Source organism: Prevotella sp. RM4 (assembly GCF_000701965.1).
Classification (GTDB): domain Bacteria; phylum Bacteroidota; class Bacteroidia; order Bacteroidales; family Bacteroidaceae; genus Prevotella; species Prevotella ruminicola.
Genome location: NZ_JNKG01000007.1, coordinates 409946 through 424671, shown reverse-complemented (window position 1 = coordinate 424671; position 14726 = coordinate 409946). Strand labels below are relative to the sequence as shown.

Here is a 14726-nt window from a genome sequence, read left to right as displayed (position 1 = left end):
TTTACGAATTTACAATTTCACTATTTGACAATTTCTCTTCAAGCCAGGCTGGGAACTCATCGAATGTGAGACAGTCCTCCAGTCTGACATCACCCACGCGTGTACGGCACAGGGCAGTAAGATGTGCGCCGCTGCCAAGGGCCTCGCCAATGTCGCGGGCCAGCGAGCGGATGTAGGTACCCTTACCACAACCCACACGTATCTGCAGCTGCATCTTTTCGGGATCGAAATCTATGATTTCTATTTCATCGATATGCACGGGCTTCTCGGCCAACTGGTGGTCGCTACCCTTGCGTGCCAGTTCATAGGCACGGTCGCCACCTACTTTACAGGCCGAAAACAGCGGTGGACGCTGCATGATGTCACCCACAAACCTGGGCAGTGTCTGCTCAATCAGCTCACGGGTGATATGCGCTGTGGGATAAGTTGCGTCCACCTCATGCTCCAAATCGTAGCTGGGAGTGGTGGCACCCAACTGCAGGGTGGCCGTGTACTCCTTTGAGTGCAGCTGCAAAGCCTCAATCTGCTTGGTGGCCTTACCGGTACACAGCACCAGCACACCTGTTGCCAAGGGGTCTAAGGTGCCAGCATGTCCCATTTTCACACGTTTCACATGCAGTCGTTTGCTCAGCACATAACGGATATGTGCCAGCGCCCCGAAACTGCTCATACGATAGGGCTTGTTGATATAGATATATGCGCCTTCCTGAAAGTTCATCGAGTGAGCTGATAAATGAGCACTGTTACACCGATGATGGCGCAATAAATTCCAAAGTAAACAAGCTTACCCTTCTTAACCAGGTTAATCATCAGCTTGCAGGCAAAGCAACCCGACAGGAATGCAGCCACAAAACCAACAATCATGGGGAACAAGCCGATGCTATCGCTTACTACCTCATCGCCCTTCATGGCCTTCAGCACATCCAGCAGGGCCTCGCCCAGGATGGGAGGAATCACCATCAGGAATGAGAACTGAGCCAGCTTCTCCTTCTTATCGCCCAGCATCAAACCGGTAGCGATGGTAGAACCCGAACGCGACAGTCCTGGCAGCACAGCACATGCCTGAGCCAAACCGATTACAAAAGCATCCTTCAGTGAGATATGCTCCTTTACACGGGGCTTGGCATAGTACGAGAAGATAAGCAGTACCGAGGTAACGCACAGCATCACGCCTACAATCAGCAAGCCAGCGCCAAATGCCTCTTCTACCTTATCCTTAAAAAATACACCTACGATGCCTACGGGAATCATCGACACCACAATGTTCAGGGCATATTTTGTTTCGTCGTTCATCTTAAACTTAAACAGTCCCTTCAGTATCCAGTCGATCTCCTTCCACAGGATAACCAGCGTACTCAGCACGGTAGCCACGTGTACAGCAACAGTAAACTGCAGGTTGTCGGCACCATCGATACCGAAAAAGTTTGAGAGGATAGTCAGGTGTCCGCTCGAACTAACAGGCAGATACTCTGTGAGTCCCTGCACCAAACCAAGAATCAAAGCTTGAATCCAATCCATATTTCAATTTTTACATTTTCTAATTATTACATTTACCCTACTAGTCTTTTGGTTTACGAACTACGGCATAAATCATCGACACGAAACCGAACAGACATATCACGGGTGCCACCTTGGTACGGCGCACACTAAAGATATCGGGTTCGAATGCGGTATCGGTAGAATTAGGACCTACCATCAGCAAAAAGCCTATCACCACGATGGCCATGCCGATTGCCAACAATATAAAGTTGGTCTTATCGAATGCAAAATTCTTCTTATCCATATTTCAATTTTTACATTTTCTAATTCTTACATTTTTAAATCTTGTACAGTTCTCCTGCCGACATACGCAGGAACTTGTTTACCGAGATATACGAGCAAGCAGCGGTAATAATAATACCAAACAGCAGCACAGCCACAGCCGTAATCGTAAGCTCGCGCCAGGTAATAATGCTGATAATGTTGGGCTCGTAGTAGTAGAGCGCATACATGCAGCCACCCAACACAGCAATGGCTATCAAGGCAGCTATCACACCCACCAACAGCGCCTGCTTCATAAACGGCTTACGGATAAAGCCCCACGAGGCACCCACCAGCTTCATCGTATGAATGATGAAACGGCGCGAGTACACACTCAGTCGTACGGTGTTGTTAATCAGCGAGAACGATACAAACGTCAACAGCACGGCCAGCGCCAGGAGCACCAGATTAACCTTAGTGAGATTGCGGTTCACGCTGTCCATCAGGTCAACCTGATAAGCCACATCCGTAATCTTCGGATTCTTCTGCAGCTCACGGGCAATCCACTTCAACGAGTCGCGGTTGGCATAATCCGAATGCAACTGCAGCTCGAGTGTGGCTGGGAACGGGTTAACGCCTAAGAACTCCGAAGGATCGGAGCCCATAGCCTCGCTCTGTTCCTTCAGTGCCTGCTCTTTGCTAATGTAGTCGATGTTACGCGAATAGGGACGATGATACAGGTCGCGACACAACAGTTTTGCGCCGTTCACCGATACATCATCGCTCAGCATCACCGTCACTGTAAGGTTCTCTTTCACCCATTGTGACAGATTACGAGAGGTTTGGACTGAAAATACCACCAGTCCAAGCAAAACCAGAACCATCGCTGTACTAATGCAAAGTGTTACCAACTGCACACCTCGACGGTTGCCAGCATCTTTTTTTCGTTTTTTCATTAATTTACGTACGTAAAAATTCGAATTCGGCTGCAAAGATACTATTTTTTTTCTTTATCACAAAAAAAAAGTGTAATTTTGCACCCGTTATGAGTACAATTATCTATCCATCGCCCATTTTTGGGCCTGTTCACAGTCGCCGACTGGGCATTTCGCTCGGTATCAACCTGTTGCCAGCCGACGGTAAGGTATGCAGTTTCGACTGCATTTATTGCGAGTGTGGTTTCAACGAGGACCATCGCCCCACCCTGCCCATGCCAACACGCCAGGAGGTGATTGAGAAGCTCGAGGCCAAGTTGCAGCAGATGGTGACCGACGGTCAGTTGCCTGATGTGCTGACCTTTGCCGGTAATGGCGAGCCCACCTGCCATCCGCATTTTGCCGAGATTATCGATGATGTCATCCGCCTGCGCAATCAGTATTGCCCCCAGGCCAAGGTGTCGGTACTCAGCAACTCTACCATGATTCACCGTCAGCAGGTACACGACGCCCTGATGAAGGTGGACAACAACATTTTAAAACTCGATACCGTTGATCCTTTATATATTAATAAGGTAGATCATCCTAACGGCACCTACGATGTGGCCCAGATTATCGACCGTTTGAAAGCCTTTAACGGTCATGTGATTATCCAGACGATGTTTATGCGCGGCCAATGCCAGGGCGAGAGCGTAGATAACACCGGCGAGGAATACGTAGCCCCCTGGCTAGAAGCCGTTAAGACCATCAAGCCCCAGCAGGTGATGATTTACACCATCGACCGCGAAACGCCCGCCCAAGGTTTAGAGAAAGCCACCCACGAGCAACTCGACACCATCCGCGACCGCGTGATCGCCGCCGGCATCCCCTGCACCGCGTCGTATTGAATCCACTTAGCCTTGATGGTCAGCCAGACTCTGACGCGTCTGATAGGAATCCCACAAATGGTCGACAATATCAATATCAAGAATACTATCATCTTGTTTTTAGGTTTAGTATAAGTCTGCCAAGTGACTGTCCCCTGGCAGGCTCAATCTGTGCCAACTACGCCCGCAAAACTCTTTGCCAGTACCCAAAGTGGCGCAAACATCAAGAGGGGCAATATCAATTTTACCTTGTTCATTATATATTATGTCACTCAGGTAAAGAGAGATTGAGAGATTCTTTCCATGATTCCTAATAATTAAAACAATTGTTCCTACCTGTTACAAATTTTAATCTATTAGTATCAACATAGAAACCGTATTTTTTATTTCCATATGGCATTTCGTTGGATTGTTTATAAATTGTTATCGAGTTATTGTTCTTATCCCAAAATCCAATACCTATATATACCGAATCTTCGGAAAGGGGGCGATCCAAGACTACAAATTCTCCATATTTCCCTATAATATTAGTATTGTCGTTTCTATAACAACAAATACGATCAATGTGTATAACACTTTCAAAATTTCCTGATGATATTGTGATACAATTATCCCAGCCAAAGTCAACAGTTACTTTTCCACCTTTATATGGTATGTCTTTAAACGACATTCCTTTGGTAAGAAACAAGGCTTTTCTATATGTTTTAATACGTTCTTCATATGACAAAATAGTTTCATTAATGGTAGCATTTCCATAATCAGACTCTATCTGATCAAGTTGGCAGAATGGATAATATGCAAATCGAAACCATAAGATACCAAACGCAAGCAAAAACAATAACAATGCCTGCCAGGGGACAGTCCCGTGGCAGACTCCATCAAAGATATATTTTACAAGATGGTACTGTTTCATAATTTGGTATTTTAAGTTATTGTGGCGTTATAAAAACATCCGATGCAAAAATATAAAAAGCAAATTTAAATATGATATGTTTTAACAAAGAATAACATAACTTTAAGTTATTATAACACACATCAAAGCCACACATTTTAGGTTAGAGGATAATATATTGTTTTGCATCATCTTGCAAGCCATTTTTATTGTTTTGAGGTGTATTTGTGTTAAAAAGCGCACAACAATAGTTAAATATTTTAAGAATGATGATTCATATATAAGTCATCATGGTTTCAGCGATTTGTATTATCTTTGAGGCACAAACGCGTACAAAACGCATAAATATTTTAATCATTATCAACACTGTATGAAATTCTACAAAACACCCACTCCCCCCATGCAAGAGGGATTTGAGAAAGAGATGATGACGCTTATCCTTGAACAAGTTAAACGTACAAAAGGACTAACAAGCGTCATCGATCATGTAGCAGGTATCAATGGCAAATGGATTAAACCGGAAGCCCCTCGCAACATCTCGATAACGCTTTTTATTCGAATGATGATTCTCAAAGTTCAACAACAGACTTACGACGAACTGATGAGAGATCTAAAGGAGACAGGAGATTTCGCCCTATTTCTCATAAAAAAATATGGTATCGACACTGATAGCACACGTAAGCAGCGTCCACCCTGGCTTAGGCGCAAAATATGGCGCCGCTATCACAGTCAACAACAATAACAATAATTACCTAAACTCAAACTCACAAAATGAACCTCGAAAGCATTAAACTCAGTATTTTCAAAGATCTTCAATCGTACGACAGTAAACCTGTTGGCCTCGATACAGTACTATGGTGGATAAAGAACGACCAGAGCGTAAAAAACAAAACCGAACTATACCGCAATCTGGTAAAGACCATCTCACGTGAGGAAGCCAATAAGAAAGTTAAGGACTCTATAATGCCCGCCTTCTCGGTGGCACTGCTATTTAATGGAAATGGCAAGCAGACCATTCATGCCACACGTGTAACTGGCCTTGCCATCTGCGACATCGACCATGTGGCCCCCGACATGATGGAGGCAGTAAGACAAAAGATTGCCAGCGATCCGCATACGCTACTTTATTACATCACCATCAGTGGTGAGGGCTTTCGCGTAATCTATGCTTATACCGACAGCGAAGGGAATCTACCCGAAAATGGCATTCTATATAGAGCGGCCTACAAAAAAGGAAATAGTTATTATGCACAACTTTGCGGCGTAGAATACGACGGACAATGCGGCAATCTAACCCGACTGAGCGGCATAGCACACGACCCAAATGCCCATATCAACTACAAAGCCGAGCCATTCATCATTACCGACGATGAGGCTGCGGCAGCCAACACGGCTGCTGATACAGAATCGGGAAAACGCCGCAAGGAGGATCCTGTAGGAACTCACCACACCGATGCAGAATCGGCCTGGGTAGTTATCGAACAGATGCTTAGTAAACGTAACATCAGCTATGGACAAGGCACTCACCACCATTATATTATGCATGCCACCCACTTGTTTAACCATTTCGGAACACCACTTGATGATGTATTGGAATGGGCAGCCCAAAACTGGAGCGATTACGACAAGAAACAACGCGAAAGTATTATCCGTTGGGTTTATCAGAATCGTAATAACGAACACGGACGTTGGCGACTTTACAAAGCAGGCCGAAAGCGCGAGGTAGCCATGATAACCCTACCCGACATTGTAAAATGGCTTATCAGTAACAGAACAGAGATTATCTACAACCAGATTACCGACCAAACCTCTTATCGGGATAACAATGGCGAGTGGCAACCTATGGAGGATACCGTGCTTTGTACGCTACGTAAGCAGATAGCCCACGACACAGGGAAACGCGTATTAAAACAGGATGTGCGCGATATCATCAACAGCGACTATGCCCATCGCATACACCCCATACGCGACTATATTCACCAACTGCCCAGGTGGGATAAAACAGACCGTGTGGCACAGCTGGCAGCTTATATACACGTAGATCCGGTACAGGAGGGACAATCTGTAGAAGCAGCCCAAGAACTTATTACGTGGGCGTTACACAAATGGCTGGTAGCAACGATAGCCGACTGGCTTTGTGATGATGTATGCAACGAAACCATTTTTACGCTTATTGGTCCGCAAGGCATCTATAAAACCACCTTTTTCCGTTTCTTATTGCCTCCTCAACTCAGAGCATACTATCACGAAAACTCGAGCAACTCTTTTACGATGAAGGACGACCAGATTGCCCTGGTTGAAAACAGTTTGGTTGAGATTGAAGAGATAGACATGTTCAAGGATCGTGATAATGCCGAACTCAAATCACTATCCACCAAAGTAACGCTAAAAATCAGGCGACCATACGATAAATACGTTATGGCCAGGCATCGACTGGCATCGCTTTGTGCTACAGGCAATCAGGAACGTTTCCTTACAGACGAAACAGGAAACCGCCGCTGGTTATGTTTCCGTGTGGCCAACATCGACAATCCACGCGAATGGGAACTGGATTACGAGCAACTATATGCCCAACTGCGCGACGAATATTACGAAGGTTTTGCTTACTGGTTCGATAAAGCCGAAGAAGAACGTATGAGGCAGCAGAACGAATACTTCCGCATCATCAGCGACGAGGAACAGCTCATCACCCAACGTTTCCGTACTCCCAAACCAGGTGAGCCATTCAAGCACTACAGCGCAGCTGCCATTGCTCAGATGATTTCGTACGGACGATCAGGTATCAGTTCACGTCGTGTCAGTCTTGTCATGAAGAAGCTTGGATACAAATCGGCACGTAACAGTAAAGGCTGTTTCTATAAGCTTTTCGAGATGGACAACAACGAGAGTCAACGCGTTATTTCGAACATGATTCATGGTCAGGAGTGTAACGAGTGTAGCGAGATTTACTAACTTTCTCTATACAAATATATTCACCTCGAACCAAATGTATTTCTATAACAAAAGTTTGATATTCTCATTACACTCGTTACACAAATATAATATATTATATTTGAATTTTCAACTTATTTTCGAATTATAATCAAGTTACTTTTCACTCAAAATCAACTTACTTTTCAACCACAATCAATATGGTAAATTTCTACAATAAACATCTATTTATCAGCAAGAAAGAACTGGCTAAGCTGGCTGGTGTATCGTATCGTACTTTCAACAGGTATCTGAAAACCCGCCGGCACATTCTTGATGCCCTGGGTGTGAAGCGCTATGCCAGACTATTGCCGCCTCAAGCCGTGAAGTATGTTTGTGAGGATTACTGCATCGATCTGCCACCAGAGCTGCAGGATCAACGTGTGCTACAGAGTCATCAGCTTTATCAAAAGGTGGTGCGTGAGTTGCAACTGACCACCTTTTTTGAAGGTAAATGGACCAAAATCACTGAAATCCCACCCGATTTCTAATTATTTTCACGCTAACTTGCCATAACTGGACAATTGCCTCTTGTGAAGTTGTACCTTTGCATTGTCATTCCGGATGGCAATAATGTTTAATCTTTAATGTTTAATCTAAATTATGGTACGTTACATTTTAAAGCAAATCAAAATCACTGGTAACAAGTGTTTCGGTAAGTGGTTCGCCAAGAACGTGGTGGAGGAGACTATCGACCTGGATGCTTTGGCCGAGCACATGAGTACTCACAACTCACCCTACTCCAAGGGCGTTATCAAGGGTCTGCTCACCGACATGATCGGTTGTATCAAGGAACTCCTGCTGGAGGGCAAGAACGTGAAGATCGACGACCTGGCCATTTTCTCGCTTGGTATCAAGAACAAGGAGATGGCAGAGAAGGAAGAGGACTTCACTGTATCTAAGAACATCAGCGGTGTGAAGCTGAAGGCCCGTGCCACTGGCGACCTGATGAGTAAGAGTCTGAACCTGGAGGCTACCCTGAAGAAGGCTACCTTTGTGAATGGTAAGCTGGCTACTGAGCCAAGCAATGGCGGTGGTGGTTCTACCAGCGGTAGTGGTTCGAATACGCCAAGCGGCGGTGGTAACACCGGTGGAGGCGGTAACCATGAGCCTATCGGAGATTAATCTCTTTTAAGCACGGGCTACACGGATTAATATCTTTTAGTCCTGTAGTCCGTTGCTAAAAACCAACTCTTAACCCTTAAAATTGTATTCTATATGGTGAAAGTAAATTGGACCAATGTTGCTAAAGTCCTTAAATTCATCGCAACAGTTATTACTGCAGTCCTGGGAACTATAGCTGTACAGTCATGCGCACAGTAAACCTAATTATCATCCATTGCAGTGCCACTCGCAGCAACCGACGCTTCACCGTCAAGGACCTCGAGAGCTGTCACAACGCCCGATTCCACAACAAGGGCATAGGCTATCACTACTACATTGAACGCGACGGACAACTCTATGCCACCCGCGACGAAGACGAGATTGGCATGCACGCCCGGCACTACAATGCCCACAGCATAGGCATCTGCTACGAAGGTGGATTAAACGAGAAAGGCCAGGAGGCCGACACCCGCACCCAAGCCCAGAAACAAACGCTCATAGCATTGCTACGTAGTCTGAAGGTCGACTACCCTAATGCCGAGATTATAGGTCACCGCGACCTTCCCTGGGTAACAAAGGCCTGTCCCTGTTTCGACGCCCGCACCGAGTACCAGCACCTACAGCCATTAGCCTTAGAGCAGTAGTAACCATAAAAAAATCCCTCAGCTTGTGATGAGCTGAGGGATTTGTTTATTTACACATGATACCTCGTTTGGAGTTCTCGAGGAATGTGATGATGTTGCGGATTTCGGGGCCGTCGGGCACCTGTTCCTTAATCTGATTAATCACATCGAACACACTCGTCTTACCGTGGAACAACAAACGGTAGGCATTGGCAATATGCTTCTGAACCTTTGGGTCGATCTCGGCGTAGTTCATCACAGTGGTGTTAGGACCGCCATATTCCATGGGCGAACCACCGGCAATTACGTAAGGAGGCACATCGTGAGAGAAGGTGCAACCAGCCTGGATGAGCGAGAGGTCGCCAGCACGGGTGTTGGCATTCTGGATGGCACCCGACGAGAAGATAACACCGTTACCAATCTCGCAGTCGCCTGCTATCTTAGTACCATAGCCAAACACGCAGTTATCGCCCACCACGGTATCGTGGCTGATGTGGGTACCCTCGAGCAGGAAGTTGTGATTACCAATCTTGGTAACACCATCCTTGTTGGTACCGCGGTTGATAACCACGTTCTCGCGGATGACATTGTTATCGCCTATCTCAACATACGACTTGGCACCACGGAAGTTAAAATCCTGTGGCAGAGCAGCAATCACCGAGCCCTGATGGATTTTATTGTTCTTACCGATGCGCGAGCCGTCGCAGATGCTTACGAAGGGGAAGATGATACAGTTGTCACCAATCACCACATCGTCCTCGATATACACAAAGGGGAATATCTTACAGTTGTCGCCAATCTTGGCCTTTGGGCTAATCTCGGCTTTTGGACTTATTTCGTTCATATCATTCACAATTTAAAAATTAAACAATTTAAAAATGTAACAATTAGATTTTACCATTTTTGCATTCTTACATTTTTTAATTTTTACATTTTTAATTGGCGCCGCCACCGAGGGCTTGGTAGAGACTTACTACAGCCTGCATTTTTGAGAGCTGGTCGGTAACCTCGCTAATCTCGGCATTCAGCAGATTGCTCTGAGCAGTAATCACCTCGAGATAGGTGGTGTTTGACGACGACTCCATCAAACGTTTGGTGTCCTCGACATTCTTCTTGAGCACCTCTACACGCTTGCCATCGAGCTCGGCCTTCTGACTGTAAGAGTTGTAGGCTACGAGGGCATTCGACACCTCGTTACCAGCTTTGTAGATAGCGTTCTGCCACTTGTTGTAAGCCTGCTCGTACTGCATCTTGGCCACCTTCAGGCCAGCCACAATCTGTCCGTGCTGGAAGATGGGCTGAGTGAGCGAACCAACAGCCGAGAGCAACCATTTACCAGGATTGATTGAACCACTATTGTTGGTAAAGGCAGCTGTACCAGTGATGCTAATGCTGGGATAGAAACGGCTACGGGCCGTCTCCACATCGTAGAAGCACTGAGCAAGCGACATCTCGTACTGGTGCACATCGGCACGGTTAGCCAGCATCTGGATACCTACACCTGTCGAGAGGTCGGTAGGCAGCGACTGACCAGCGAACTTGCCACGGGCGATGGCCTGACCAGGCTGACCCAGCAACAGCGAGAGCGAATTCTCGGTCTCACGCATCTGACGCTCCAGATCTACACGCTGACTCTGTACCTGATAGTAGGCAGCCTCGGCACTCTGAACGGCTGTAGAGCGATAGCCTGCGCGGTTCTCGTGCATAAACTGCATCTTCTCCCAAGTCTCCTTGGTGAGCTGCTCCATATCGGTAACAATCTCCATCTGGCGATCGATCATGAGCAGGGTGTAATACAGGTTGGCGATGGTAGAGATGACGTTGGTCTTTACTACCGTCTGATAATCCTTAGTAGCGATGAGCTGCATCTGAGCCGAGCGCTTGGCACTGAGCAGATTGCCGAAAAGATCGACATTCCAACTGGCTGAGATGGGCAGCGAGTACGACTTGGTAGCTGCAGCACCATCGAACGAGGTGAGTGAACCCTGTGGACTTACTGCTACTGAGGGCAGGAAGGCCAGCTTGGCCACCTTGAGTGCCTCGTTAACCATCTGCACGTTGAGGGCGGCATTCAGCAGGTCGGGATTGTTATCGAGACCTTGCTGGATGAGTGCCTGCAACTGTGGATCGGTAAACACCGAGCGCCAAGGCATATTACCAAAGGTGATGGTGTCCTGTACAGCCAGGGTATCGGTAAGCGACTGAGTGTCGCGAATCAATCCCTTGGTATCCACCTCGGGGCGCTCGTATTTATTATAGAGTCCGCAGCTTGACAGCAGCAATGCTGCAGACATGCATATCATGAGTTTCTTCATATTACTTCTCCAATTCATAATCTTCTGATTTTTTATGTGCATACTGAGCCAGCTCGGCTGCAACCTCAGGATTCTCCTCGTCCTCGAACTTAATCGGACTAATCTTCTCCTGTAGCGTCTGGAAGATAACGAACAGTGTGGGCACCACAAACAGCTGCAGGATAGTACCAATGAGCATACCACCCACGGCAGCAGCACCCAGCGTCTGGTTACCATTCTTACCAACACCGCTGGCAAACATCATTGGCAGCAGACCGATAACCATGGCCAGTGAGGTCATGAGGATAGGACGCAGACGAGCAGCAGCACCAAGAACTGCCGACCAAGAGATGGCCATACCCGTCTGACGACGCTCAAGGGCGAACTGTACGATCAGAATGGCGTTCTTAGCCAACAGACCTATCAGCATGATGAGTGAGATCTGCATGTAGATATCGTTGGCATGACCAAAGATATTGGTGAACAGGAAACAGCCTGCCAATCCGAATGGAACAGAGAGTACTACCGACAGTGGCAGGATGTACGACTCGTACTGTGCCGACAGAATGAGGTAGATGAAGATGAAGCACAACAGGAAGATGATACCTGTGGTGTCGGAAGCCTTAGCCTCCTCACGGGTCAGACCTGAGTAGTCGTAGGTATAACCACTTGGCAGCATCTGAGCAGCCACCTCGTCGATAGCCTTCAGCGCCTCACCGGTAGAATAGCCATCAGCCACAGTACCTGTTACGTTGATAGAGGTGAACAGGTTGAAGCGGTTGATGTTCAATGGGCCATATACACGCTCCAAGTTACAGAACTCCTTAACAGGCGACATGCCCGCAGGTGTGCGTACATATATACTATTAAGCGACTCAGGCGTCATACGTGTCTCAGGTGAACCTTGAATCATCACACGATAGAGTTTACCGAATGAGTTAAAGTTTGAGCCATACAGTCCGCCATAGTATCCCTGCAGTGTGCTGAGCACAGCTGTTGGCGAGATGCCCGACTGCTTACACTTAGCCACATCCACATGAACCATGTACTGAGGATAGCCAGGGTTGTAAGAGGTTTGTGCCGACTGGAACTCAGGACGCTTGTTCAGCTCGGCCAGGAACTCCTTAACCACACCGAAGAATCGGTTCAGATCGCCACCAGTACGGTCCTGCATAACCAGCGAGATACCCGAGTTAGCAGAGAAGCCAGGAATCATTGGGGGCGAGAATGCCAGAATCTGTGCATCCTTGATATGAGCTGTCTTGATAAAGATCTGGGCAATCACACCGGTCGCATCGTAAGGATTGATGAAGAAGCGATAGATACCATCGCCCTGCCACAAACCAGAGAGTTTCCACCAGAATCCTTTCTGACGCTCCTCGAAGGGCTTCAGCTTGATGATAAACGTACCCTGGTCGGAACCGGCACCTGCGATAAAGTTATAACCCTGAACCATCTCACGGTTCTTGATAGCAGGAATCTGCGACAGGATAGAATCAACCTGCAGCACAACCTCTTTGGTACGAGCCTCGGAAGTGGCAGGAGGCATAGAGATGGTACAGAACAGTGTACCAGTATCCTCATCAGGCACCAGACCTGTCTTGGTAGTCACGAAGGTAACAGCCAGCACGACGATACCCACAACGACTGTACCGATAATGGCCAATGGCTTGCGCACCAGTTTCTCGAGAATACCACGGTATTTAGCGGTTGTGGTTTCGAAAGCCACGTTGAACGACTGGTGGAAACGATCCACGCGCGACATCCTCTTTTCGTGACCATCCTTATCGTGAGGTTTCAGGAACACAGCACACAAGGCTGGCGACAATGTCAAGGCGTTAACAGCCGAGATAATAATGCTGATAGCCATGGTTACACCGAACTCGCGATAGAAGGTACCCGAAGTACCGCCAATGAATGATACAGGCACGAACACAGCTGCCATTACCAGTGTAATAGAGATGATAGCGCCCGAGATTTCATTCATGGCATCGATAGAGGCAGTCAGCGAACTCTTATAACCCTGATCGAGCTTAGCATGCACAGCCTCGACCACCACGATGGCATCATCCACCACAATGGCGATGGCCAGCAGCAAGGCCGACAGTACCAGCAGGTTGATTGAGAATCCCATCACATTCAGGAAGAAGAATGTACCTACCAGTGATACTGGCACGGCAATCAATGGGATGAGTGTAGAACGCATATCCTGCAGGAAGATATATACCACGAAGAATACCAGTGCCAATGTCATGAAGAGGGTGAATACTACCTCCTCGATTGACGCATAGAGGAACTCGGTTACATCGTAGTTGATCTTAACCTCCATGCCTGGGGGCATCAGCTTCTGCTGCGATTCAAGCTCGGCCTTTACCTGCTTGGCAATCTCGTTAGCATTCGAACCAGCCACCTGCTGTACCATGGTCATTACCGAAGGTACACCATTGTTCTTCATCGATACCGAGTAGCCTTCACCACCCAGCTCGATCTTAGCCAGATCCTTCAGCTTCAGTGTCTGTCCGTTAGCATCACTCTTAATAATAATGTTACCAAACTCCTCGGCAGTACGGAAACGACCGGTATAACGCATCGAATACTCGTAAGCCACATTGGGAGCCTGCTCACCAAACTTACCAGGAGCAGCCTCGATATTCTGCTCGGCCAGTGCGGCTGTGATATCCGAAGGAATCAAGCTGTGCTGCTTCATCACATCGGGCTTCAGCCATATACGCATAGCGTAGGTCTTCGAACTGAATCCAGAAGCATCACCCACACCCTCGATACGCTTCAGCGCAGGCACGATGTTGATGGCGTTATAGTTGGTCAGGAACTCATCGTCGTAACGACCGTCGGATGTTAGTGAATACATCAGTACCTGTGACGACTGACGCTTTACCACGCGCACACCAATCTGGTTAACCTCGGAAGGCAGCAGAGCAGTGGCCTGACTCACACGGTTCTGTACGTTTACGGCACACATATCCGGATTCATACCCTGACGGAACATCACCTGAATCATAGCCGAACCAGGCGATGCTGTTGAGGTGATATAATCCATTCCCTCAACACCGTTGATACTCTCCTCAAGTGGCGTAACCACGGCATTCTTCACCGTCTCGGCATCGGCACCTGGGTAGCTACCCATGACCACGATGTTAGGCGGCGCAATATTCGGATACTGCTCGATAGGAAGCGAGACCAGTCCGATGAAACCCAGCAGCACGATGAGGATAGAGATCACCGTTGACAGTACCGGGCGTTTTATAAAATTCGTAAATGTCATAATTGTCAATTATAAATTT

General features: G+C 47.3%; 15 protein-coding genes. 7 read left to right on the top strand and 8 right to left on the bottom strand.

The window, feature by feature from the left end:
- Nucleotide 1 precedes the first annotated feature (1 nt).
- Genes truB through T499_RS0102950 form a run of 4 tightly spaced genes read right to left on the bottom strand, consistent with a single transcriptional unit; the run spans nt 2 to nt 2696 of the window.
- Nucleotides 2-718: a tRNA pseudouridine(55) synthase TruB gene (gene truB / locus T499_RS0102965; protein ID WP_033149683.1), complete on the bottom strand. Its 717-nt coding sequence runs from the start codon at nt 716-718 to the stop codon at nt 2-4.
- Nucleotides 715-1518 (bottom strand): undecaprenyl-diphosphate phosphatase, encoded by an 804-nt coding sequence (locus T499_RS0102960; protein ID WP_033149682.1) that lies wholly within the window; start codon nt 1516-1518, stop codon nt 715-717. Before T499_RS0102960 ends, truB begins: the two co-directional genes overlap by 4 nt.
- Nucleotides 1519-1558: 40 nt before the next feature.
- Nucleotides 1559-1783 carry a DUF3098 domain-containing protein gene (locus T499_RS0102955; RefSeq protein ID WP_028907675.1) on the bottom strand — a complete coding sequence of 75 codons (225 nt, stop codon included), beginning with the start codon at nt 1781-1783 and terminating at the stop codon, nt 1559-1561.
- A gap of 34 nt (nt 1784-1817) precedes the next feature.
- On the bottom strand, nt 1818-2696 hold the full coding sequence (locus tag T499_RS0102950; RefSeq protein WP_033149681.1) for a cell division protein FtsX: 879 nt from the start codon (nt 2694-2696) through the stop codon (nt 1818-1820).
- A gap of 89 nt (nt 2697-2785) precedes the next feature.
- Here T499_RS0102950 and T499_RS0102945 point away from each other — a divergent pair, with 89 nt between their 5' ends.
- Nucleotides 2786-3562, top strand: a complete 777-nt coding sequence (locus T499_RS0102945; protein ID WP_033149680.1) for a radical SAM protein — start codon at nt 2786-2788, stop codon at nt 3560-3562.
- Between the two features lie 289 nt (nt 3563-3851).
- Here the strand turns inward: T499_RS0102945 and T499_RS0102940 are convergent, their stop codons facing one another.
- On the bottom strand, nt 3852-4454 hold the full coding sequence (locus T499_RS0102940) for a hypothetical protein (protein ID WP_033149679.1): 603 nt from the start codon (nt 4452-4454) through the stop codon (nt 3852-3854).
- A gap of 349 nt (nt 4455-4803) precedes the next feature.
- On the opposite strand from T499_RS0102940, the gene T499_RS0102935 reads away from it, so the two are divergent.
- The 6 genes from T499_RS0102935 to T499_RS0102915 all read left to right on the top strand — a co-directional run bounded on the left by T499_RS0102935 (nt 4804) and on the right by T499_RS0102915 (nt 9151).
- A complete protein-coding gene (locus T499_RS0102935) occupies nt 4804-5175 on the top strand; it encodes a hypothetical protein (protein WP_033149678.1) in 372 nt (123 codons plus the stop codon).
- 29 nt (nt 5176-5204) lie between these two features.
- On the top strand, nt 5205-7385 hold the full coding sequence (locus T499_RS0102930; protein ID WP_033149677.1) for a VapE domain-containing protein: 2181 nt from the start codon (nt 5205-5207) through the stop codon (nt 7383-7385).
- A gap of 179 nt (nt 7386-7564) precedes the next feature.
- Complete coding sequence (locus T499_RS0102925; protein ID WP_033149676.1) at nt 7565-7894, top strand: hypothetical protein; 330 nt, start codon at nt 7565-7567, stop codon at nt 7892-7894.
- 112 nt (nt 7895-8006) lie between these two features.
- Nucleotides 8007-8528 (top strand): HU family DNA-binding protein, encoded by a 522-nt coding sequence (locus T499_RS0102920; protein WP_033149675.1) that lies wholly within the window; start codon nt 8007-8009, stop codon nt 8526-8528.
- Nucleotides 8529-8621: 93 nt separating this feature from the next.
- Nucleotides 8622-8726 carry a smalltalk protein gene (locus tag T499_RS15090; protein ID WP_157054486.1) on the top strand — a complete coding sequence of 35 codons (105 nt, stop codon included), beginning with the start codon at nt 8622-8624 and terminating at the stop codon, nt 8724-8726.
- The gene (locus tag T499_RS0102915) at nt 8714-9151 is read left to right on the top strand and encodes an N-acetylmuramoyl-L-alanine amidase (protein ID WP_033149674.1); all 438 of its coding nucleotides are present in this window, start codon (nt 8714-8716) and stop codon (nt 9149-9151) included. Before T499_RS15090 ends, T499_RS0102915 begins: the two co-directional genes overlap by 13 nt.
- Before the next feature lie 46 nt (nt 9152-9197).
- Here the strand turns inward: T499_RS0102915 and lpxA are convergent, their stop codons facing one another.
- The 3 genes from lpxA to T499_RS0102900 all read right to left on the bottom strand — a co-directional run bounded on the left by lpxA (nt 9198) and on the right by T499_RS0102900 (nt 14707).
- A complete protein-coding gene (gene lpxA, locus T499_RS0102910; protein ID WP_033149673.1) occupies nt 9198-9974 on the bottom strand; it encodes an acyl-ACP--UDP-N-acetylglucosamine O-acyltransferase in 777 nt (258 codons plus the stop codon).
- A 91-nt stretch (nt 9975-10065) separates the two neighbouring features.
- On the bottom strand, nt 10066-11445 hold the full coding sequence (locus T499_RS0102905; protein ID WP_033149672.1) for an efflux transporter outer membrane subunit: 1380 nt from the start codon (nt 11443-11445) through the stop codon (nt 10066-10068).
- A 1-nt stretch (nt 11446) separates the two neighbouring features.
- Nucleotides 11447-14707 carry an efflux RND transporter permease subunit gene (locus T499_RS0102900; protein ID WP_033149671.1) on the bottom strand — a complete coding sequence of 1087 codons (3261 nt, stop codon included), beginning with the start codon at nt 14705-14707 and terminating at the stop codon, nt 11447-11449.
- Between the last annotated feature and the right edge of the window lie 19 nt (nt 14708-14726).